The organism is Limnohabitans sp. MMS-10A-178 (genome assembly GCF_003063375.1).
Taxonomy (GTDB): Bacteria; Pseudomonadota; Gammaproteobacteria; order Burkholderiales; family Burkholderiaceae_C; genus Limnohabitans_A.
Genome location: NZ_NERY01000001.1, coordinates 1,023,603 through 1,047,114, shown reverse-complemented (window position 1 = coordinate 1,047,114; position 23,512 = coordinate 1,023,603). Strand labels below are relative to the sequence as shown.

19 protein-coding genes are annotated in these 23,512 nt (G+C 46.3%); 10 read left to right on the top strand and 9 right to left on the bottom strand.

What is annotated here, in order from left to right; translation table 11 throughout:
- Nucleotides 1–8: 8 nt before the first annotated feature.
- From ppk1 to B9Z32_RS05185, 6 genes are all read right to left on the bottom strand, one after another.
- The gene (ppk1, locus tag B9Z32_RS05210) at nt 9–2,102 is read right to left on the bottom strand and encodes a polyphosphate kinase 1 (protein WP_199219947.1); all 2,094 of its coding nucleotides are present in this window, start codon (nt 2,100–2,102) and stop codon (nt 9–11) included.
- A 119-nt stretch (nt 2,103–2,221) separates the two neighbouring features.
- A complete protein-coding gene (locus B9Z32_RS05205) occupies nt 2,222–2,896 on the bottom strand; it encodes a phosphatase PAP2 family protein (protein WP_158268179.1) in 675 nt (224 codons plus the stop codon).
- Nucleotides 2,897–2,958: 62 nt separating this feature from the next.
- A complete protein-coding gene (locus B9Z32_RS05200; RefSeq protein ID WP_158268178.1) occupies nt 2,959–4,551 on the bottom strand; it encodes a glycosyltransferase family 39 protein in 1,593 nt (530 codons plus the stop codon).
- Nucleotides 4,538–5,566, bottom strand: coding sequence for a glycosyltransferase family 2 protein (locus B9Z32_RS05195; RefSeq protein WP_108420238.1), 1,029 nt, complete (start codon nt 5,564–5,566; stop codon nt 4,538–4,540). The genes B9Z32_RS05200 and B9Z32_RS05195 overlap by 14 nt, the downstream gene beginning before the upstream one ends.
- Complete coding sequence (locus B9Z32_RS05190; protein ID WP_158268177.1) at nt 5,559–6,422, bottom strand: lysylphosphatidylglycerol synthase domain-containing protein; 864 nt, start codon at nt 6,420–6,422, stop codon at nt 5,559–5,561. Before B9Z32_RS05190 ends, B9Z32_RS05195 begins: the two co-directional genes overlap by 8 nt.
- A 105-nt stretch (nt 6,423–6,527) precedes the next feature.
- On the bottom strand, nt 6,528–7,253 hold the full coding sequence (locus B9Z32_RS05185; protein WP_158268176.1) for a phosphatase PAP2 family protein: 726 nt from the start codon (nt 7,251–7,253) through the stop codon (nt 6,528–6,530).
- Between the two features lie 180 nt (nt 7,254–7,433).
- Here B9Z32_RS05185 and B9Z32_RS05180 point away from each other — a divergent pair, with 180 nt between their 5' ends.
- The 3 genes from B9Z32_RS05180 to lplT all read left to right on the top strand — a co-directional run bounded on the left by B9Z32_RS05180 (nt 7,434) and on the right by lplT (nt 11,226).
- Nucleotides 7,434–8,438, top strand: coding sequence for an NAD-dependent epimerase/dehydratase family protein (locus B9Z32_RS05180; protein ID WP_108421015.1), 1,005 nt, complete (start codon nt 7,434–7,436; stop codon nt 8,436–8,438).
- Nucleotides 8,439–8,546: 108 nt separating this feature from the next.
- On the top strand, nt 8,547–9,968 hold the full coding sequence (locus B9Z32_RS05175; protein ID WP_108420235.1) for a UDP-glucose/GDP-mannose dehydrogenase family protein: 1,422 nt from the start codon (nt 8,547–8,549) through the stop codon (nt 9,966–9,968).
- Between the two features lie 7 nt (nt 9,969–9,975).
- Nucleotides 9,976–11,226: a lysophospholipid transporter LplT gene (lplT, locus tag B9Z32_RS05170; RefSeq protein WP_108420234.1), complete on the top strand. Its 1,251-nt coding sequence runs from the start codon at nt 9,976–9,978 to the stop codon at nt 11,224–11,226.
- Here the strand turns inward: lplT and B9Z32_RS05165 are convergent.
- Nucleotides 11,172–12,365, bottom strand: a complete 1,194-nt coding sequence (locus B9Z32_RS05165) for a glycosyltransferase family 1 protein (RefSeq protein WP_108420233.1) — start codon at nt 12,363–12,365, stop codon at nt 11,172–11,174. The two genes, lplT and B9Z32_RS05165, sit on opposite strands and share 55 nt — an antisense overlap.
- A gap of 170 nt (nt 12,366–12,535) precedes the next feature.
- On the opposite strand from B9Z32_RS05165, the gene B9Z32_RS05160 reads away from it, so the two are divergent.
- Nucleotides 12,536–13,144, top strand: a complete 609-nt coding sequence (locus B9Z32_RS05160) for a hypothetical protein (protein WP_108421014.1) — start codon at nt 12,536–12,538, stop codon at nt 13,142–13,144.
- Between the two features lie 81 nt (nt 13,145–13,225).
- Here B9Z32_RS05160 and B9Z32_RS05155 read toward each other — a convergent pair whose 3' ends face one another.
- Nucleotides 13,226–14,911, bottom strand: coding sequence for an alkaline phosphatase (locus B9Z32_RS05155; RefSeq protein ID WP_146179454.1), 1,686 nt, complete (start codon nt 14,909–14,911; stop codon nt 13,226–13,228).
- Between the two features lie 155 nt (nt 14,912–15,066).
- Between B9Z32_RS05155 and B9Z32_RS05150 the strand changes: the two genes are divergently transcribed.
- Nucleotides 15,067–15,540, top strand: a complete 474-nt coding sequence (locus B9Z32_RS05150) for a hypothetical protein (RefSeq protein WP_146179453.1) — start codon at nt 15,067–15,069, stop codon at nt 15,538–15,540.
- Here B9Z32_RS05150 and B9Z32_RS05145 read toward each other — a convergent pair.
- Nucleotides 15,518–17,053, bottom strand: coding sequence for an aminotransferase class III-fold pyridoxal phosphate-dependent enzyme (locus tag B9Z32_RS05145; protein ID WP_108421013.1), 1,536 nt, complete (start codon nt 17,051–17,053; stop codon nt 15,518–15,520). The two genes, B9Z32_RS05150 and B9Z32_RS05145, sit on opposite strands and share 23 nt — an antisense overlap.
- A 179-nt stretch (nt 17,054–17,232) precedes the next feature.
- Here B9Z32_RS05145 and asd point away from each other — a divergent pair, with 179 nt between their 5' ends.
- From asd to B9Z32_RS05120, 5 genes are all read left to right on the top strand, one after another.
- Nucleotides 17,233–18,108 carry an archaetidylserine decarboxylase gene (gene asd / locus B9Z32_RS05140; RefSeq protein ID WP_233248090.1) on the top strand — a complete coding sequence of 292 codons (876 nt, stop codon included), beginning with the start codon at nt 17,233–17,235 and terminating at the stop codon, nt 18,106–18,108.
- A complete protein-coding gene (locus B9Z32_RS05135; RefSeq protein ID WP_108420229.1) occupies nt 18,105–19,862 on the top strand; it encodes a bifunctional UDP-sugar hydrolase/5'-nucleotidase in 1,758 nt (585 codons plus the stop codon). The genes asd and B9Z32_RS05135 overlap by 4 nt, the downstream gene beginning before the upstream one ends.
- A gap of 82 nt (nt 19,863–19,944) precedes the next feature.
- Nucleotides 19,945–20,358, top strand: a complete 414-nt coding sequence (locus B9Z32_RS05130) for a biopolymer transporter ExbD (RefSeq protein WP_108420228.1) — start codon at nt 19,945–19,947, stop codon at nt 20,356–20,358.
- A complete protein-coding gene (locus B9Z32_RS05125) occupies nt 20,355–21,107 on the top strand; it encodes a TonB family protein (RefSeq protein ID WP_108420227.1) in 753 nt (250 codons plus the stop codon). Before B9Z32_RS05130 ends, B9Z32_RS05125 begins: the two co-directional genes overlap by 4 nt.
- Before the next feature lie 21 nt (nt 21,108–21,128).
- Nucleotides 21,129–23,504 carry a TonB-dependent receptor gene (locus tag B9Z32_RS05120; RefSeq protein WP_108420226.1) on the top strand — a complete coding sequence of 792 codons (2,376 nt, stop codon included), beginning with the start codon at nt 21,129–21,131 and terminating at the stop codon, nt 23,502–23,504.
- The last annotated feature ends 8 nt before the right edge of the window (nt 23,505–23,512 follow it).

Genomic DNA, 23,512 nt, shown 5'->3' with positions numbered 1-23,512 from the left:
GTTTGCCACTATCGCGATTTGACATTGCTTGGCGAATACTTCTTCATGAGCAATGCCTGTGCACTTTGCGTTTTATGGCCTTTCTTATCTACACGCACATAACTGCCGTTTGACTCCAAAGTCCAAGCATTGCGTGTGTCATGCAAATAGGCCAAGAGGCATTCGTCCACAAGTCTTTGTCGCAAAGCCAAATCCAAGACAGGCCACGCCAGCTCAATGCGACGCGTCATATTGCGAGACATCCAGTCTGCGCTTGACAAATAAATGTCTTGGACGTCTCCAGCTTCAAAGAAAAATACACGCGAGTGCTCAAGGAACCGGCCAATGATAGACCTTACTCGAATGTTGTCAGTCTTCCCAGGAAGGCCCGCCGGCAACATGCATGCACCTCTTACGATGAGGTCGATCTGAGCGCCTTTTTGTCCTGCCAAAATCAGAGCATTGATTAGCAAAGGATCTGTGAGTGAGTTCATCTTTGCCACAATTCGAGCAGGCAATCCTTTTTCAGCAGCTTCGCCAACAGCCGCAATTTTTTCGGCCATTTTTTTCTGCAACAAAAATGGTGCCGGCCACATTTTTTTCATGCGACCCAATCTACTGGGACTGGCCAAATGCACAAACAAAGCATCCATGTCTGCCGTCAAGCTGGCATCACATGTCAGGTAGCTCAAATCGGTGTACAGCTTGGCAGTTCTGGGGTTGTAGTTGCCCGTAGACAAATGCCCGTAACGCTTCAGGACACGCCCCTCGCGCCTGGTGACCAGCAACATTTTGGCATGCGTTTTCAAGCCAACCACACCATAGACAACCTGTGCACCCACCGACTCCAACTGCTCCGACCAATTGATATTGGCCTCTTCATCAAAGCGCGCCTTCAGCTCCACAACGGCAGTTACTTCTTTACCGCGCCTCACAGCCTCTCGCAACAAATTCATCATGGCGGGATCGCTGCCAGTTCTGTAAATAGTTTGCTTAATGGCCAAGACATTGGGATCTTCTACGGCTTCTTTTAAAAAAGCCAAGACACCATCAAAGCTTTCAAAAGGTTGATGGATCAACACATCACCTTGCCGAATGCGTGCAAAAATGGAAGCGCCTTGCATCAGTTGCTGAGGAAAACTCGACTGATAGGGAGGGAAAAGCAAAGCCGGATCGGACACCAGGTCAATCAGCTGAGTGAGTCGCACCAAATTAACTGGGCCATCTGCCCTGAACAGAGCAGTTTCTGGTAAACCAAATTGCTTTAGCAAGAAATTTGACAGGTGTTCGGAACAGCTGTCTGAAACCTCTAATCGCAATGCCTCACCATATTGTCGGTGCTGTAAGCCCTTGCGAAGTGCAGTGCGCAGATTTTCAACGTCCTCTTCATCTACCGACAAATCAGAATTGCGTGTCACTCTAAATTGCGAAAACTGCCCCACGTCTCGGCCTGGAAATAAATCACTCAAGTGGGCACGAATGACACTCGACAACAAGACAAAAGACTTGTCACTGCCCGACACTTTGGCGGGCAATGGGATGACCCTTGGCAGCACACGCGGAACTTTCACAATTGCAATGTCATTGGAGCGACCAAATGCATCTTTGCCAGACAATTGAACAATGAAGTTCAATGATTTGTTAGCGACTTGCGGAAAAGGATGTGCAGGATCTAAACCAACTGGAACCAACAGCGGCTTCACTTCGCGTCGAAAATATTCTTGAACCCACTTCTTTTGAGCTTGATTGCGATGAGCATGAGAAAGAATCTTGATCTTTTCTTTTTCCAACCTTGGCAACAACACATCGTTGTACAACTTGTATTGCTCGTTCACCAAAGATCGGGCGGTCTCGTAGATTTTCTCGAATGTTTCCGTGTTGTAGCTGCCTTTTGTGTCTTGATTCCTAAAGGCAGACATGTGCAAGTCAGCACGTACTTCAAAAAACTCATCTAAATTGGAAGACACGATGCACAAGTACCTCAGTCTTTCTAGCACCGGTACTTCAGGTCTCTTGGCCCAATCAAGAACACGTTCATTGAATGCCAAAATACTGCAATCGCGGTCTAGCAGTTTGACATCAGCGCTTATCTGGGGTGGGTGTGTTTGGCTAGAAGAATTCACTTGTAGGTATCTATCTGAAAAGTAGGTCTCAAACAGTGATCAAAACTGTAACGCCCATTCTTCCGCCACATCATGTCATATTTGTGACATATTGATGATAAATCGCCTAAATTAGCATGTCACAAATTAGATTTAGAATACTGGCCAACTGCCAGCCTTGCTTTTTGCAACTGCCATGCTCTAAACCGAATCCAGGTGAAACGCACAAAAAGATGGACAGTCCAAATTGAAACCAAGGAAAACACCACATCACTTAAAAAATGACCACCTTGCATGATGCGAACCAGGCCGATGATGGACCCCGCAAAAAGCCCAGTCAAAAACCAAAACTGGCGCCGTCTTCGAACGCCAAAAAAGCCGACTGACATCAAAGCAAAGCCAACCGCCGCATGCCCACTGACAAATGAGCAATTTTTTTGACAAAATTGGCTTGGCAAAAAGACAGGTACATAGGCAGTGCTGCCTTGAAAAGTTTGCACATCGCGCGGTCGAGGCCGGCCCATGCCTTCTTTCAAGAACACATGAACGACCATGCCAATACCCAATACAACCACAGCCATCACAGCGGCTGCACGGCGCCAATGCCGGCGTGAAATGACGGTTGGTTTGATGATGGCCAACAGTAAGAAGCCTACTGCAATCAAAAAGAATAAGCGCCCAAACCAAGGCGTTCCTTGGTAAACAAATTGGACCATCCACCAATCATTGGCTGGAAATAATCCATGGCCTGCATAGAACAAGTTTGTAAATTCAAGGTCTGCTTGTGGAAAAAGAATGAACAAAGTGGCTGACATTGCAAAAAGCAGCAAACATCCGGGTGCACAGTACCATTGTCTTAGCATCCTACTTATCATGGTCATGGCTTCGCTCTTTCTGGAAACATCACGATGGCAAGGGGACCGCGTGTCTCCAAAACTTGCCAATCTGCTGGCCAATACGGCTGAGTATTTTTAACCAATGCCAGTTCTCCCGGCAGGGGTTCACGCCTAGGCGACTCTTGCTGTCGGTAACTCGCAAACGATGGCATGTGCACGCCCCACTGAACCACAGTGCGTTTGTCATCTTTGAAAATCATTGCCAGTTCATGCACTGGAGATTGGAGAGTTTGAGACCACCATGGCAGCGTAAGCAAGGACAGAACAATCGATTGGTAAAGTGCCAGTATGAGAAATGAAAAGCTTGGCGTCACTTGCACATGAACCAGATTTGTCAGCCTGAGTAAATACGCAATGGCGGGCGCCACATAAAAAATCAGCGGCAAGGCAAAAAGCCATACCTTCATTTCAGATTTGGGAGAGTCTGCAAGCAATGCTTTGTAAAAGGGATCAACCACAAGTTCTAGATGAGACTGCAAATAACTTGGACTCAAGATCAAAACGCTGAGACCCAATATGGCCAAAAGCCATGTCAATGTCCATGTGCCACGCTTAGCATGCAAGGAAGCATTGACAATGATCAAACACATTGCAGGACCTGCATAGAGCAAGTAATGCGGTAGCTTGGTGTTGGCAAGGGTGAAAAAAACAAAGACGAACAAAAACCAAATCCAACAGTATTTCAAAAAGGAATTCTGCCAATTCAATTTAAAGTCCAGTAGCGCCTTAAACCACAAAACGGTCCAAGGTAGCCAGAGCAAAGGCAAAGCAATTAGGAAATAAGCCCAGTGACCAGAGTGACCTTCCATGCTGCCCATAAATCGCTCAATGTTGTGCTTGAGCAAAAAGCCATCAATGAAAAGCTGGCCATGTCTTAAATAAGCGTAGATGTACCAGGGTAAAGCCACGCAAAGAAAGACAAGCCAAGCACGCGAATCCGTAATGAGTCGATTTATTTCCAACCTGTAAAACGGTGCAAAAAACCAATAAATCAAAAGTGTGCCCACCGGCAGTACCAACGCCACTGGGCCTTTGACCAAAAATCCCAAACCTACCCAAAGTGCAACTCGGCGTCCTGCCCAATGGTCTCTGTTTTCAAGCGATCGCCAAAGATCTAAAAAAATCAAGACCAAAAAGAGACCGAGAAGTGCATCGGCAGTGGCAGTTCTGGCCATGGCCCAAGGCCCAAGACTGGTTGCAGAAACGACAGCGGCCATGACGGCTGCACGCCCGCCCCATTCCCTCTCTGAAAATTTGGCCAAAGCCAAACTTGCCAGCCAAGCGGACAACGCAGACGGCAATCTGAAAGCAAAATCATTCAAACCGAAAATAGAAACACTGATCGCTTGCAACCAATAAACGCCAATGGGTTTGTCAAAGCGGTCTAGGCCATTCAAGGTGGTATGCCCCCAGTCTTGAGACACCAGCATCTCACGAGTTGCTTCAGTGAATGCGCCTTCGTCAACATCGAACAAGAGGGAGTGGTTCAACCCCAACAAAAAGAAACCCAATAAAGCAAAGGCTCCGAAGAACCACACCCATCGGTTTGGATGACCGGATTCAATTGACAACATGCCAGCCTTCATTGGTTTTCAAATTTGAAGTGTGCAAGGTGTGATAAGAATTGAATTTTCCAGCGTCGAAATAAGTGCGCATCAAAATTTCAGCAATCACGCCGGTCGTGAGCAATTGAAGTCCACTCACCACTGCAAAAAACCCCAAGAACATCAAGGGCCGGTTGCCAATTGACTCACCTAAAAACTTCAGTATTCCCAAATAAGTCAAAATCAAAAGTCCGATGCCCGTCACAATGCTGCCAAGTCCACCAAAAAAGTGGCCTGGCCGAGAACCAAATCGCAAAAAGTAATGAATAGACAGAAGGTCAAGCAACACCCGGAAGGTTCTGGACAAGCCATATTTGGATAGTCCCTTGGTTCTAGGAAAATGTGAAACTGGCACTTCTGCCATGCGTTGAGGTGAAGTGACCGTTGCAAGCCAGGCAGGGATGAATCGGTGCATCTCCCCGTAGAGGCGAACTTGGCGGAGCACTGACGCTCTAAAGGCCTTTAAGCTGCAGCCTAAGTCTTGGAAGTGAAGCCCACTGACGTTGCGAATCAAACGGTTGGCAATTTTTGAAGGTAGCTTGCGAAGCCAAAAACCATCTTGTCTTTTTTGACGCCAGCCAGCCACCATGTCGAGATCTTCAGCCAATAACTTTTCAACCAAAGCTGGAATGTCCTTTGGATCGTTTTGCAGATCACCATCCATTGTCACGATCACATCGCCTCGGGCTGCATCGATACCTGCCTGCATCGCAGCAGTTTGTTTAAAGTTTCGCAGAAGACGAATGAGACGAACATGCGCGCCCACTTGTTTTGCAGCATGGTTCAAATGAACCCAAGTTGCGTCGCTACTACCATCATCGACAACAATCAACTCCCAAGAAAATGCATAGTTTTGCAATGCATCCTGAACGGCAAAGACCAAATCGGCAGCCAATTCTTCTTCGTTGAACATAGGCACCACCACAGACAGTGAGTGAGCCATAGAACTTGTTAAAGGACGATTGAGAATAGAAGTATCAGACATGCGCGTTATCTTTTATGACATTGTTCTTGTTAGAAAAAAAGCTATGAAGTAACAATGAAATCAAAGCACCGAGCAATGAAATTGAGAGAAAAAACAAATGGGAAAACAAAATAGAAGCCATAAGGCTTTTCATTTCTTCCCAAGGCAATCCCAGTCCCGCCCACACCGCAGCCTCGTACGTTCCTAAACCAGCAGGTCCAGTGATTGGCAGCATTGCCGAAAGCTCCCCTGTCAAAGCACCATCAAGCGATTGCAAAATTGGCAAACCAGTGAGGCTTTGCAGCATGATGGCAACCACAGTAATTTTGCAAATCCAATTTGCAGCCGAACAAACCCAACTCCAAGCACCAGAGCGTTGATGAAGAAACGCTCTCAATTGGCGAGCGAGAAAAAGACGAGAGCGCAAAAGTCGAAGCCAATGCTTTTGAGTCAATAACACCAGCCCCACGCAAAAAAACAAAACCAACGCTCTTATCTCTGGACTGAAGGAAGGCCACATTAAAAAAGCAATAGCAAGAAGTACCACAGCGTCTTGTAGTCTCAACCAAAGCAAACTTCGAATGCATTTTTGCCAAGAAACATCGAATAAGTTTCTAACCAAAACTGGGTAACCCAGTTCACCAACTCTGAAAGGAACTAAAACAACTGCCGCATTGTGTAAAAAAGTAACATGCAATGCTTGGAAGAAACTCACATGGCCTTGCATCTGCCATTCCAATCGAAATCGAATAGCTCTAAAAATAAAACTGAAAAGCCAACCAGACACACACACCAAAACCAAAGTTGCAGGCAACTCAAAAAACCGGGCGTAAGTCAATTGCCAGTTGGAATTGCGAACCAGAACCAACAACAACATCAACGAAAGCAACCAAAATGCGATCCGGTAAAACCACTTTCGCAAGCGAATGTGTGAATCAAAGTGGCTTTCAGAGATGAAGTTTTGTATCACCATACAAGCTCCTCAAGTCGTTCTAAACCAAAGGGATACTTTGATCAGGTAAATGGCTTTCGAAACCGATAAACATGCCAAGCTCAGTTGAAAAATTTGAACCAGCAAAAAATCAGATTGAGGCACAAGGAGATACACCGCAATCAGTAAGTGAATCAAAACAAGAAGTACAGCGCCGTGTTTTGAGCTTAGCCAATGATTCCAAGAAGACCGAGTTTCCCAAACGTAGGTTAGGGCTACGACAAAAAATGCCAAGCCCGCACCCACAATGACATCAGAGGGCCAGTGCGCGCCAACAGCTACACGTGCCCATGAAACCAGTCCTGCAAAGGCAGCAATCATCCATAAATAAGACTGATTTACGCCACGTTGTTTCATAACAGTAACTAGAATAAGTGCACATGAAATTGCGGCAAAAGCGTGCCCAGAAGGCATCGACCCGCTGAACAAGGGCGGATGATCAATCAATGTCAGCATTTCTTTGCCCAAGACGTTGGCGGGCCTAGGCATTGGAGAAAGATATTTGATCAATTGAACAACCGCAGCACCAGCAAGCCACGTTTTAAGAATCCAAGATGTCATTGCTCCAGGCCGACGTTCTGACACCAACAAAATCAGCAACACAACCCATGCATCACCAAAAAGATTGATCAACGACCAAAACCAATTAGGCAAGATGGGATCTACATGGATACGGAGCATCCACTGCTGGTTGAATTCAAAAATGATCAGTGACACCCCGAAAACGAGGCAAAAACACAAAATTACTCCAACAGAAAGGAGTATTCGTTTAGAAGAAACGACGTGTGTTGCAGAAGTACTCATAATTTGGAAAGCATGAAGCACAAGGCTTTCTGCATGTGAATATTTCAACCAAGTTTCATGACAATGTCATGAAACTTGTCTAAATTCACCTTGATGAAAAGAAAAGTTCTGATCACTGGTGCAGCAGGATTTATTGGATCCAAACTCGCAGAGCACTTGACGGAACTTGGCTTCGAAGTTGTCGGATGTGATATTTACAATTTTCGAAACCAATTTTTTGATGTTGGCGACACACATCACCTAACTCTTCAGCGTCTGAGATTTGATCGCATTGCACATTTTCTAAATCGAAATGGCATTGAATACCATTCGGTTGACATATCAGACCATTCTCAAGTGAGCAAGCTCTTCCAAAAAGCTCACCCTGATGTGGTCGTTCATTTGGCAGCTCAAGCCGGCGTTAGGCATTCAGTCAAAGCGCCCATGGATTTTGTTAAATCGAATTTGAATGGGTTTGCCAATGTAATTGACGCTTGCAAAACGCATGGCATTCAGCAATTTTTGTACGCAAGCTCGTCAAGTGTGTACGGTGTTCGATCAGAAGCACCCTTTCGTGAAACAGATCGATGCGATGCGCCTGAATCATTTTATGCCGCCACCAAAATTGCCAATGAGCAGATGGCAAAAGCCTATTTTGCACAGTATCGAACAGCCTCCTTGGGACTGAGATTTTTCACAGTCTATGGTCCCTGGGGCCGATTGGACATGGCGCCCTTTTTGTTTGCCAAAAAAATGCGCAGCCAACAAGCGATTCAGTTGTTTGGTGAAGGCGTATTGAAACGCGACTTTACCTACATCGGTGACACGGTTTTTGCTATTGCGCGATTGATTCAGAACGGAATTAGCCAAACCCAAGCAGATGTGGTCAATATTGGGCATTCAAATCCGGTACAAGTGAATGATTTTGTACAGACACTGGCCGACTGTATGAATATCAAGCCCACGATTGAACTTTTGCCCATGCAAGTTTCAGATGTGCCACTGACTTGCGCCAGTGATGACAAATTGAGAAAAATGATTGGCGAATGGCCGCATACAAGTTTGAGTGATGGCTTGTCTGAAATGGTTCAATGGCTAGAAAAATGGAATCCCGTTTGAGCCAATGTTGGCCATCCGTGACGAAGATTTTCGTCACGAAAAATACATGAATTGGTCACAACAAAGAAATCTTTGATCTCCAAAATCAACCAAACCTAGGAGATCACCATGAAAGTTTCAATTGTTGGCGCCGGCTATGTAGGATTGGTTACGGGCGGGTGCTTGGCTGACCTAGGTCACCAAGTTATTTGCATCGACAACGATGCAAAGAAGGTTGCAACACTGAATGCGGCTGGCTTGCCCATCTATGAACCTGGCCTGCAAGAACTCATGGCCAGAAACAGGGCTGAAGGGCGCATTCACTTCACCACCGACATGGCACAAGCTGTTGAACATGGTGAAGTCATTTTCATTGCAGTTGGCACTCCATCGCAAGAAGATGGCTCAGCTGATCTACAGCATGTGTTGGCAGTTGCCAGCCAAATTGGCCGCCATTTGAAGAAATTCAAAGTCATTGTGAACAAGTCCACCGTGCCAGTAGGTACAGCTTACCGTGTTCAAAAGTGCCTTCAAGACGAATTGGACAAGCGCGGCATCAGCGACTCTCTTTTTGAAGTGATTTCCAATCCAGAATTCTTGAAAGAAGGTGCTGCAATTAAGGACTTTATGCACCCCGATCGGATTGTGATTGGCTTGGATGACAGCCCCAATTACAAAACCGTGCATCAAAAAATGGAGCTTCTGTATTCCAGCTTCAACAGACACCATGCGCGCACCATCTGGATGGGTGTTCGCAGTGCCGAACTAACCAAGTATGCAGCCAATGCCATGTTGGCCACTCGCATTTCATTCATGAATGAAATAGCCAATCTTTCTGATTTATTGGGTGCTGACATCGACAGCATTCGACGAGGCATAGGGGCAGACCAGCGAATTGGGCATGACTTCTTGTACGCCGGAACTGGTTATGGCGGTAGCTGTTTTCCCAAGGATACGCGCGCCTTGATTCAAACAGCCTTAGACTGTGGCAGCCAGATGAAAGTGGTTACTGCTGTTGAGAATGTCAATGATCAACAAAAAACCTTGCTGGTTTCACGTTTGGTTCAGCATTTTGGTGAAGATTTCAGTGGTTTGAAATTTGCAGTATGGGGCTTGGCATTCAAGCCAAACACCGATGACATGCGTGAGGCCCCTAGCCGAGTCATCATTCAAGAACTCCTCAAGCGTGGTGCACACGTTAGCGCCTTTGATCCTCTCGTTTCCAAAGAAGGTTCAGAGGCTGTTGCTCTTGACACCAAAAACAAAGATGTCATGAGCCGTTTTAACATGGCTGAGTCTGCCTATGAGGCTGCCCAACAAGCAGACGCCCTGTTGGTGGTGACTGAATGGAAAACCTTCCATCATCCCGATTTTGAGGCACTCAAAGCATGCATGAACCAAGCGTTCATTTTAGACGGCCGAAATTTGTATGATCCACATATGCTTGAGGAACTGGGCATTGCCTATCAAGGAATTGGCCGTCGCAATCAACTTGCGCTGAACTTCAAGGCAGGCCGTCATTTGAGAAAACTAGAGGAAACATCGACATAAGGCAGCCATGCCCAAGGGTTTCTTTTACCTGATCAGCGCTCAATTTGCGTCAGGTCTGGCAGACAATGCCTTTCTAATTTTAGGCATTGCGTTTCTCAGTGAGCAAGGATACCCAGGCTGGTGGGCACCTCTTCTGAAGTTTTCATTCACTCTATCTTATGTTCTATTGGCGCCGCTGATGGGGCCTTTGGCAGATGCCTTTGCCAAAGCCAAACTGATGGCCTTCATGAATGCCCTCAAAGTGGTGGGCGTGGCATTCGTCTTTACCAGCTTTCATCCCATGTTGGCATTTGCCATCGTGGGCATGGCTGCGTCTGCTTATGCCCCCGCCAAATATGGTTTGATGACCGAGACCGTACCTGCTGAACAATTGGTCAAGGCCAATGCTTGGTTAGAAGTGACCGTGGTCATGTCGGTCATTTTGGGCACCGTTTGCGGCGGCTTGCTTGTAGCTGTGAAAAATTTTGAGTTCATGGTTTTACTCAACCAGGGATTCATTGAATTTTTCCAGCTTTCATTAGAAACACAATATGCTGGCCCACTTCTATCTTTGATTGTGATCTACATTGCAGCAGCACTTCTGAACTTTGGAATTCCACATGTTGACATCAAGTATGTTCAGCAAAGCATGAAGCCCATAGCACTGTTTCACAATTTTTACCAAAGCAACCGCATTCTTTGGACTGACCCTGTCGGCCAACTGTCCTTGGCTGTTACCACACTCTTTTGGGGAATCGGTGCGGTTGTTCAATTTGCAGTTTTAGTATGGGCCAAAGAGGCTCTAGATATACCCCTGGAACAGGCCAGCCTGCTTCAAGCCGTGGTCGCCATAGGTGTTATTTTTGGCGCAGCCATGGCCGGCTATAAGGTTGCGCTGCATCATGCGTTCAAAGTTTTGCCGTTGGGCTTATGGCTGGGAATTTCTTTGCCCGCCTTGGTTTTTTCGTCATCACTTTGGATAGCCATTCCACTCATGCTCTTAACCGGGTTTGCAGGCGGAATGCTGATGGTTCCCATGAATGCACTGTTGCAAAACAGAGGCTACAAACTTCTAACAGCAGGACGCTCCATAGCGGTGCAAGGCTTTAATGAGAATGCCAGTGTGATGATCATGCTGGGAATTTACAGTGGTTTGTTGGCCTTTGAATTTCCCTTGCAATGGATCATGACGTTCATGGGTGCGGTCATGACACTTGGCATACTTTATTTCATGCGAATGGCATCCCAAAAAACCGATTCCACTTGTTCAGCAATTTGATCCCAGTCCAAGTGGACAACTTGCTGACGCGTACTGAAAGTGACTTGTTCTAGCAAATTAGGCGTCTTAAAAATCGCAACAGCTTGGTCTACAAATCCATCTGAATTGTTTTCAGGCACCAGCCATCCATTGATGCCATGTTGAACCCAATCTCGAGCCGCAGCGCAATCGAATGCCAACACAGGAATGCCGCTAGCAAGGGCCTCTAAAGTCACATTGCCAAATGTTTCTGTTTGACTTGGAAAGACAAACAAATCAGAACTTGCGTAGTAAGCCGCCAATTCTGTTTGAGACAACATTCCAGGAAAAATAATGTTAGGGTGCCTTTGTTGAAATTGTTCCCGAAGTGGACCATCGCCCACCATGACCAACTTCAGTTGCGTATCTATTAAGCGCAAAGACTCATAAGTTCGAAGTACTTGCTCTAAGTTTTTTTCTGGCGCCATCCTACCTACTGAGATCAGCACCTTGGTATGCTCATCAGCACCCCAAGAATGGCGAAGCTGCGAACTACGACGGCCAATATTAAACAGCTTGGTATCGACACCGCGAGACACGACTTTCAAATTGACAAACCCGTTCTCACTGAGAGTGCGCTTTAGTTCATTGGTGGGAACCATGGTGCATGCAGTTGCGTTGTGAAATTTACGCAAATAGGCAACGATTGGCTTTCGAAGCCACCCTACACCGTAGTGTTTGGAATAACTTTGAAAGTTGGTCCGGAAGTCGGAAGTTACAGGCAATTTCAATACCTTTGCGGCTTGAAGTGCAGACCATCCCAAGGGGCCTTCCGTTGCAATGTGAACCAAATCTGGACGGCGCAGAGTCCATGTTTTCACCAATGTTTTTTTACTTGGTAAACCTAGCTTTAGTTCGGGATAGCGCGGTATGGGCATCCCACGCATCAAGACTTCCTCGAGATTGGTATCGTTCAATTGACCATCGGTCTTGGTTTGACGAGGTCGTATCAGTTGAACATCATGATTGCGATGGCTTAAGCCTTGTACCAGTTTAGCCAAAGTTACCGCAACGCCGTTAACCTCTGGTGGCCATGTTTCTGTCACTACCGCAATTCGCAATGAGGGACGACTTGCTGGGTAGTCTTCTAGCACAATGGGAAGTTCAACTGAATTATCCATCTGGATATTTTCGTAGCTGGATTTTTCAAATTGATGACAATAAGATGAATAAAAAATGTTTGATGAAATTTCAATGACAAATGAAACTTGTCATTGAAATTTCATCGTTTTCAACAATGATCAGTCTATGCACAATTCGTGCTGCCTCAAATTTGCCACCAGGAGACTTTGTGACTACATTTTTTGAAGCCTTGAGAATTCAGCGATTTGATGACCACCGCTATTACCACCATAGCCGTATCAATCAAACCTTGCACCTCATCAGTGCCATCAGTTTTGTAATTGCGTATGCATTCTTGCTCATAGACCCAGTTATATCGGCACTCATCGCATGGCTCATTTCCATGACAACTCGCCAATCTGGTCACTTCTTTTTTGAACCCCTGGGTTACGACGAAGTCAATCAAGCAACCCACGAATACAAAGAAGAAATTAAAGTGGGTTACAACTTGAATCGCAAAATAGTGTTGCTTAGCATTTGGGCTATTCTGCCAATGGCACTTTACGTCCAACCCGGTCTGTTTGGCATCATTGAGCCATGGGAAACATTGACAGAATGGGTTCGCCAAGTAGGCGCTTCATGGCTTATCTTGGGCTTTGGTGGTTTACTCTTCCGCACCATTCATCTTTTCTTTTTGAAAGATGTACAAACAGGGTTGGTATGGATGACAAAAATCATCACTGACCCTTTCCACGACATCATTTTGTATCACAAAGCACCTTTGTACTTGATGAGGGGTGAGCTGATCGACACCAACCCCAAACAGATGTATCACTGAAATCTTTTGAGGCCCATGAAAAAACCCGCTCAGTAATGAGCGGGTTTTTTTACATCCAAATAGTTGGCTGATCTTTTTCAATCAAGCGCTATAGATTCGCTTTTCAGAAGCTGCTGGTGTATCTACCTTGTATGTTCTGCTTGAAATGGTATCGATGAAGAACCACTCACCTTGAACCTGTGCGGGGGTGACAGTTAATTTCAAGTAACCCCGTCTAGCTGAATCCATCCATTTCAAATCATTCACAACGCCTTCAAATATTGATTTGACTTGAGCGGTAGGCAAGGCCAAATAAGCTTCCAAGCCAGGCGAGCTGACACTGGATGTTGCAAATTCTTCACCCACTTTTTGACCGGACAACAAGGTCAAGTTGCTGTGCCATGCATTGTGGGTATCGCCTGCAAGTACAACCAAACGCTTTTTCAATTGCGCAGCGGTTGACAATAAGATTTCGCGAGCAGCTGGGTAGCCATCCCAAGCATCCAAGTTGTATCCCAATTTTGGCTGGTTCAGTAATGCAGTTTCAGCATCTGTGAGCGGGATTGAAAGTGACTTCTTGGTCTTGGCTGTCAAGTAATCGGTAATTGCTTTCTGACCAGCAGCAAGTGCCTGCGGGCTGGTATCTGAAGAATTGAGTGCCTGAAGTATGCTGACTGGAAACTCCATGCGTGCCATCAAAACTTGTTGACCCAAAACCTGCCATGTGGCCGTGGAAGTTGCCATTTGAGTCTGCAACCACTGCACTTGCTCTGTGCCCAGAAGTTGTCTTGTTGGCGAAGACATAGCCGCTACAGCCGCAGCTTGCTTGGCAGGGTTAATCAAGTCTGTGATTTCAATTTGCTTTTCTCGACCAATGGTTCGAGTATCAAGCATGTGCAAACTTAGCAAACTTCCAAAGTTAAAGCTTCTGTAAATTTTGGCTTTGTCAGACCCAGTGCGAATTGGCATCCATTCGTGATAAGCCTGCATTGCGACTGCTTTACGGGCTGTGTAGCTACCTTCTGTTTCAGGGGTGTGATTTTCTGCCCCATCTTTGTATGCATCATTGGTAAATTCATGATCATCCCAAACAGCAATGAGGGGTTTACTGGCATGCAGCTGCTTTGAATCAGCATCTGATTTGTATTGAGCATGGCGCAAGCGATAGTCGCTCAGAGACAGAATTTCATTGGCTGGTACCGAAGTACGTCCCAAGCTTGCTGCTTTTTCCGATGCATAGCCGGTTGATGCATATTCATAAATGTAATCACCCAAATGGACAGCCACATCTGCATCAGAGCGCGCAACCTCAGCATACACATTAAAAAATCCAGCTGGATAATTTGAGCAAGACATCACAGCCAGTTTGACTTCACTCACAGAGCCCACTGGCAATGTTTTTGTCTTGCCAATGGGCGAGGTATGCCGTCCTGCTTGAAAACGATAGAAATAACTTTGATTTGGCAAAAGGCCTGTGGCATCAACCTTACAGGTGTAATCGGAATCGATGCTAGCTTGAGCAACGCCAGATGAAATGATTTTTGAAAATTCAATATCGGAAGCAACTTGCCAGGTCAAATTGACAGGATCTGTTAAGCCTTGATATTTCGCATGCGTCCATAAAATGACTTTGTCGCTCAATGGATCGCCACTGGCAACGCCATAGTCAAAGTTCACCATGACGGTGTCGTTGCTTCCGCATGCACTGAGCATTCCACCGGCAGCAAGCGCGGCTGAAATAGAGCTTACCTTGATAAGAAAGTCACGACGAGCTTGGGTATTTTTCACTGTAGTCACCTGAGTTGATTGAGACAGGTGACATTATTTATACCTTTGATGACAAGCCTATGAATTCTCTAAAGAGCGTCATCCTAGCTTCACAACTCAACGGTATAAGTGCAGAGATACTGACACAAATCCATCCATCTAATCAACGACCCACCATGAATGAAACACAAGTTAAATACCTGACTCAATTCATTCTATTGATAGTGTCTCGTTTGATTTGGGTCATGCCACTTGTCATGGGCATCATTTTTTTGAAATCAAAGTTTGTGATCAATTACAAAGATTCTCTTAAAAAATTACGCACACATCACAGCGCACTTTCAAAGGGTCCAGTGAAAAGATACATTGAATCGCTATACAAGACTCGCTTGAATCAGAGCAATCAAATAACAGGCTCTTGCACCCAATGTGGGAATTGTTGTCTCAATCAACAATGCTTTTTTCTAGAACCCATCGAAGACGGAAAGTTTCAATGTGGGGTCTACAACTCCCTGTTTCGAAAATTTTCAAATTGCGGTGCATTTCCAATTTCGAATGAAGATATTCAAAGATATGAGTGCCCAGGCTATGTGTTGCAAGCCTATCCGATGATTAAAATAAAAAGCCTCAAGCAGAGGGAGATTTCTTAAAGAACATCTCTTTCAAAATACTTCTGCGAATAAGTTTGTTGGTCAAACCCTCAGGTGCCCAAAACCAATGCGCTGATTTCATGACTTCGCAAGCTGCGACAAATCGTTTCAAGACCTCTTCAAATTCTGCATCACTGTAATTCAAGCTAAAAATCAAACGGCCAGTGCCCACCCAACTCAAGGCCAATCCCTGTGAGCGCAAATAATACTGAAGCATCCAGTTGTATCGACTTGTATCGGTGTAATACAAACTCCATACACTGGACATGTTGGCCGCCCGCAAAGGCAACCCCTTGTCGATCATCACTTGGTTGAACTTTTCTCGCCTCAAATTCCAAGTCTGATCAAGGTCAGTGTAGACGTTCGAAAACTCTGGCCGTTCAATTTTTTCCAAGAAAACTGACATGGCGCCCATCACATGAGGATGGGCGTTGAAAGTACCTCTGGCAAAACAAATGTCTGCGGGTCTTTCAGATCTGTATCGCTTCATCAAGTCTGCTCTGCCGCACACCACTCCAACTGGGTAACCACCGCCCAATGTTTTGCCATAGGTCACCATGTCTGCCTTCACCCCAAAATACTCTTGGGCGCCGCCTTTTGCCAGCCTGAAACCCAAAAACACCTCATCAAAAATGAGCACAATTTTTCGTTCTGTACAGACTTGTCGAATTTTTTTCAACCAGTCGGTGTAGGCCGCTTTGTCATAGGAAGCTTTGCGACTGCTGTCGACCAGCGAGGAATCACCAGGCGCTCCTTGGTTTAAATGAAGCGCTTGTAAAGGATTAATGAGAACGCAAGCAATGTCCTTCCTTGTTCGCAGCACTTTCAGGGAGTTTTCATGCATGTCACGCAATGTGTATGTCTCGCGAGGCGGCATCGGGTTTCCGGGACCAGGCTGAACATCCTCCCACCAACCATGGTAAGCACCACAAAAACGGACCAAATTTTTCCGACCCGTGTGGTATCTGGCCAATCGAACCGCTTGCATGACAGCTTCTGTGCCAGACATGTGGAACGAGACTTGGTCTAGTCCAGAAATTTCTTTGAGTCTTTTGACGTTGTAGGCTACACACGGATGGTAGGCACCCAGTGTTGCGCCGACATCTTGCACTCTTTCAGAGCCTTCCTTCATGCAAGCTTTGTAAAAGTCTGCACCAAAAACATTGACACCATATGAACCGGTTAGGTCATAAAACTTTTGACCGTCCTGGTCTGTCACAAATACGCCATCTGCTGATTGTATAAATGCACCAACTTTCAAGTGTTGGCGAACCAAGGGACTGAATTGGAAAGGAACGCGATAAGCGCCTGTGAATTGCAAATCAGAAATGATTTCTCGTGCTTGCGCTGTCATTTCAATGCTTTTGGCATGGCGTGTTTGCAACTCATTTGCCAATTGATAAAAAGCTGCGCGTCTGGTGCTCACAACTGATTCAGGTGCACCATCGCATGAAAAGAATTGATCTTCGTTAAATTCGTAACCAGGCAGAAACGAGACAACTCGTTTAGCCATTCTGGAATGACCAGTCAATGAGGGATGTTTGGCACGCGACAGTTCCAATCTGCGTTTAACGTAGGGAATTGAAATGGCAAGGGCACCAAGAGACAATGCTAGCTGAACAGACACGTTGAACCCGAAGATGAGTGAGTGGAGACACCTTTTTATTGAAAATTCGTGACAGGAAAATGAAAATGAAACAATTAATTCAAAGAATCACCACACAAGAGGACTTGAACTTTTTGTTAACCAATCGAATTCCTCGAATTACTTTGACACGCTTCATTGGATGGTGGAGTCAGATCAAGAACCCCATCATTCGGGATCTCTCGATTGGAGTTTGGAAACTCTTTTCCGACCTAGATCTGAGTGAAGCACGTAAGACAAAATTTGACAGCATGCACGACTGTTTCATTCGGGAACTCAAGCCTGGAGCACGCTCGATTGACATGCGAACACATATTCTGAGCAGCCCTTGTGATGCCATTGTGGGTGAATGCGGCAATATTGACCATACCCAAGTTTTTCAAGCAAAAGGATTTCCTTACAGTCTCACAAGTTTGATGGGCTTCACGCCACGCACAGGTGAATTGGTTGAATCGCTCAAAAATGGGACCTACGTCACGCTCAGATTGACATCCAGCATGTATCACCGCTTTCATGCACCAGCCGATGCAACCCTCACACATGTCACTCACATTGCGGGAGACACTTGGAACGTCAATCCCATTGCTTTAAAACGCGTAGAACAACTATTTTGTAAAAACGAAAGAGCCGTTCTCAATTTCAAATTAGACGATGGCACCCCTATGATCATGGTGCCTGTGGCTGCTATTTTGGTTGCGAGCCTTCAATTGCATGCTGTGAATTTGCTTTTCCATGTTGACTACATCGGCCCCAATGAAATTCCATGCGCCATTCAAACCTACAAAGGGCAAGAATTAGGTTGGTTCCAACATGGCTCCACTATTTTGGTATTTTTACCCAAGGGCTACAAATTGGCGGAAGGCATTGCCACTGGCCAGCGCATCAAAATGGGGCAAGCCTTGCTGGAGAAAATCGCGCAATGAGTTCTCAATACTTCACACGCATCGTAGCAGTTTTGGCCATCTTGGTCAGTGCTTGTGCACCCTTGAACGAAGTACCCACCGTTGCCAATGAAAGAATCAACATCAGTATTTTGGCCTTCAATGATTTGCACGGAAACCTTGAACCACCCATTATCAGCGTAAGAGAAAAAATAAATGGCGAACTGAAAGACGTGCCAGCGGGTGGCCTTGCATATCTGGCAGCAGCTATTCAGCACTATAAGAAACGCAATCCACTTCACGCAGTGGTCTCTGCAGGTGACATGATTGGCGCTACACCTTTAATTTCCGCCCTCTTTTTAGACGAACCCACCATCGAAGCCGTCAATGCAATTGGGATTGATTTCAATGCGGTTGGCAATCATGAATTTGACAGAGGTACTGCCGAATTACAACGCATGCGCAATGGTGGTTGTGAGAAACACACTCGCACAGAACCTTGTCAAATCAATCGCAATTTTCCAGGTGCCAACTTTGAGTTTTTGGCTGCAAATGTCAAACAAGCCAACCAAACCACGCTTTTTCCCGCTTTCGGTATCAAAACCTTCCGACAAGGAAAACATGAAATCAAAGTTGGTTTTGTTGGCTTGACACTCAAAGCAACACCAATCATGGTAACCCCCGAGGGCGTCAAGGGTCTTCGGTTTGAAGATGAAGCAGAAACAGCCAATTCACTGGTAGCGCCCTTGAAAGCACAAGGTGTCTCGGCCTTGGTCTTGGTCGTTCATGAAGGCGGCATTGTTCAGGGTGGTCACAATGACGCCAGCTGCTCTGGCTTGTCTGGCGACATTGTTCCTATTTTGAACAAACTAGATCCAGCATTTGACGTGGTTGTATCAGGTCATACACACCGTGCCTATGCCTGTGACTACAGCCTTATCAACCCTTCCAAGCCATTTTTACTCACCAGTGCAGGTCAATATGGGACTTTTCTAACCCACATTGAGTTAGGCATAGATCCTGTTACCAAAAAAGTGGCCCATAAACATGCGCACAACGCAGTCATTCAAAGTGAAGCGTTCAAAAATGCCGCAGGCATCAACATTGAGCCCAGCCCTGCTTTGCCCTTTTATGGCAAAGAAACCAGTGTCGAAAAAATCATCAACGATTACCGATTGGCATCCGAAGTCCAAGTCATGAAAGTGATTGGTCACTTACCCAATGCCATGACACGCATGCAAACTCGTTCAGGCGAGTCGGTACTCGGCAACCTCATTGCAGATGCGCAATGGGCCTCGACAGCTGGTGAAAATAGGGGTCGATCCGACTTTGCCCTCATGAATCCTGGTGGTGTGCGTGCTGATCTGATCATTCAACCTGGCGGTGGTAATGTGAATTTTGGTCAGTTATTCAAAATTCAACCGTTTGGCAATACGCTGGTGGTTAAGCGAATGACAGGCCAACAAATTAAGGAATTACTTGAACACCAGTACGTGAACCTCGTACGGCCTAGGGTGTTGTTTCCATCCCAAAATTTCAGTTATGTCGTCGACTTAAAGCAAGCCTTGGGGCAGCGCATTCAAAGCATGAGCATCAGAAACGAGATTGTTGACCTCACAAAGACTTACAACGTCACAATGAACAGTTTTCTAGCCAGTGGGGGCGATGGATTCTTTCAGTTTAGCCGTGCGCCAACTGTGTCAGGGGGAGAGCTAGACATAGATGCACTGGTTCACTACATACAATCCAATCCTGGCTTGACATCGCCCACCACCAATCGAATTCGGTTGTTGTGAATTGGCACACATGACAACTGGTAACACAGTTGTCACACTCCCAAATTAAGCTTCTACGTTGATCAACCAGCGGTGAAGCCTCATGCGCCAATGGCAGCAAACACAAAGAAAAAAAGCTCGCATCGAGATCATTCCCATGATCGATGTGATGATGTTTTTATTGGTTTTCTTCGTGCTGATCAGTGTCAACGTTATTCCTTCTCTTGGCATTAAAACGCAACAGCCCAATTCGTCGCAAGTTCAACAACTGAAGACCCCAGATGTTCAGGTGGTTGTCACTTTGGGCAAAGAGAATGTTATTCAAGTGGACGGCAAAGATGTTGCGCTGGAAAACCTGACCACTGCGGTCAAAAATAAAGCTGGTCAAGCAGATCAAATTGCAGTCATCGTCAACAGCGACAAGGGCGCAGAAGTACAAACCTTGGTTGACGTGATGGACGAAATCAAGAAATCTGGAATAGGCAAGGTTTCTTTGGCAGCACGAGAGCGCAAATGACTCTGAACTTGGATGCGATCAATCAAGAACGGCACACGCTGTCTGCCATTTTTTCTACTTGCTTGGTGGCATTGATTTTTTCTATGGCCCAGTCTTTCAAGGGTCCTGCTGAGATGGTGGCACAAGAAGTCATGGAATTGACCACGACATTGATTGAACCCCTTTTTGAAAAGCCGAAACCACCGGAAGTTCGTCCAGAAGCAAAGCCAAAAAATACTTTACCAGCGCCAAACCCGACACCGACACCCCGACAAGAAATCAAGCAAGAGGTGATGGCACCTGCAGAATCACCTCGGGCAGCCCTTCCCCAAACCCCGGCACCTGTTGCGCAAACTGCCCCTACACCAGCATTGGCACCTTTAGCCACAGTGACACCTTTGGCGCCAACAGCGCAAGCTGTTCCAGAAATCCCCAAGCCTGTTGCACCACAAGTATCGGCATCTTTGAGCTTGGAAAACAATTACATCGCCAGCGTCAGAAGCACATTGAACGCCAACAAACGCTACCCAACAGGCCGAGAAGCCAGTTTGCAAAGGCCTGCAGGCAAAGTCAAGATTGCTTTTGTTCTAGCGCGCAACGGCAGCTTGGTAGAGGCAACCGTCGAAGAGTCTAGCAACTCCATTATTTTGGACAACGCAGCCTTGGCGACTGTGAGGCGCACCAACTACGCACCATGGCCAGACGGCACTTGGCCCTCGCAATCTCAGCACAAATTTACTGTTTCCCTCGATTTTGTTCCCCTCAATTGATCTTTTATCTCAGGAGTATTTATGAAAAAATTAAAACCAACTCGACTTGCTGTTTTAATCAGCTTGGCATTTTCCGCCCCACTTCTGATGGCTCAGCAAGCCACCGATGTGGGCAAAATCAATGTAGAGGGGCAGCCTGGCGCCACTGATACCGGCTTGATTGCACAAGAAGATTCTCCCAAGACAAGAAGCGCTGTGAACCGTGCTTTTTTGGACAAACTAAATCCATCAACCAATGCATTCCAAGCGATTGACTTGCTGCCAGGCGTGAACACCTTCAGCTACGATGCCACTGGCTTATTTGGCGGCGGTATTAGAGTTCGCGGCTTTGCTGGTGACCAAATGGGTCTCACCATCAATGGCGCACCCGTGAACGACTCAGGCAACTTTGCGGTTTATCCACAAGAATACACAGACACTGAAAACTTGTGCGAAGTATTTTTAACACAAGGTTCCACCGACACCGATGCACCTCATGTTGGCGCATCTGGTGGCAACTTGGGCATGGTCACATGCGCACCCAGCGACAAATTTGGCATGCGTGGTGCGATTTCTTTTGGCCAGTTGAACTATCAACGCACATATGCACGGCTAGACACTGGCAAGTTTGGTCCAAGCGGTGCTAAAGCATTTGTCTCTTACTCCAAAACATCTGCCAACAAATTCAAAGGTCCAGGTGGCGCAGACCGTGAACACATTGATATCGCAGCCGAAGTCAGACCCTCTGCTGATGTTTTCTTGAGTGCAACTTTGCTTTACAACAATGCCATCAACAACAACATCCGTACGTTGACTAACGCTCAAATTGCACAATTCGGACGCAACTTTGATTTCAGCAACGTGCCCCCCCAGCACCTCACACCCGTTGCTGGAACCGCTCAACTTGAAACATCACCCGCTGACGGCTTCTACAAATTCAACATCAACCCATTTCGCAACTATTTGTTCACAAGCAAAGCCGAGTTCAAAGTCAATAAGGACTTGACCGTGAGCGCAGAGCCTTACTTCTGGTATGGCTACGGCACCGGCGGTAGCCAGCTTCAGCTTCTGAGCGAAGGTGGAACTGGCACCATGGCCACCCGCGTGAAAGACATCAATGGCGATGGCGATACGCTAGACAGAGTGATGACCTACGGCAGCAGCTTGACCGAAACCAATCGCCCTGGTGTCACCTTCAAAGCAAACTACCGCATTGCAAATCACAACATCAATGTTGGCTACTGGACAGAGCGTGCCGTTCATCGCCAAACAGGCCCTCGCGTGACATTTGACAATGCTGGAAACCCATCTAACTTGTGGCTTGACAACACTGCCGCTTATTTGCTGCGTACTGACGGTAACCCCTATCAAGCACGCGATTGGAAAACAATCAGCACTGGCACTTCCCTGTACGTACAAGACAGTATTTCTTTGATGCAAGACAAAATGTCTTTGCAACTGGGTTTGCGCAATTCTGCCATTGACCGCGACTTCACCAACTATGCCAACGCGGGAACATTTGGTGCAGGTCGCGCAGATCTTGATTACCAAATCAAGCGCAAATACAGCAAAGTCTTGCCAAGCTTGGGCGCCAAACTAAACTTAGACTCACAAAGTTCAATTTTCTTCAACGTTGCTGAGAATTTCCGCGCACCCTCTAACTTCGTACTTTCAAACCTGTTAACAGGCGGCACAGTGGTCAATGGTTCACTCACCGGCGCCACCATGCGCAATCCTGTGGTCGGCATCGAAACTTCCACCAATTTCGACTACGGATATCGCTTACAAAACAAAGACACCACTTTCTCAGGTTCTTTGTTCGTGGTTAACTTCAAGGATCGCATTGCCTCCTCTTGGGATCCTGTTAGCTTGACCTCGCTGGATTACAACGTGGGTAAAGTGACCATGAAAGGCGCAGAACTTGAGTTGGGTCAAAAAATCAACCCCAATTTCTCTGTCTACGGCTCATTGACTTATACACAAAGCCAAATGAAAGATGACATCAAAGTCAACGCCACATTGACCGAAGCCACTGCAGGCAAACAAATGCCTGACACACCCAAAGTCATGGCAGCGTTGGCGTTGAGCTACAAACAAGGTCCGTTGTTCGGTCTGTTGACAGCCAAGCACACAGGCAAAGCGTTCTCTACTTTGGTCAACGACCAGTCGATGGATGCCTACACCGTGTGGAATTTGTCTACCGGTTACAAATTGCCCGGCACAGCGTTCTTCAAATCACCTGAAATTCGCTTGAATATCGACAACATAGCCAATACCGAATACAAACGCATCAACTCGCCCAGTGGCTCTAGCTTTACTGCGCGTGCCTTGCCTTTGGGAACATTGGCAGGTTCGAATCCAAGCTACTTCATTGGTGCGCCTCGTTTTGCAAGCGTAACTTTGCGTTCCGACTTCTAAGGCATTCA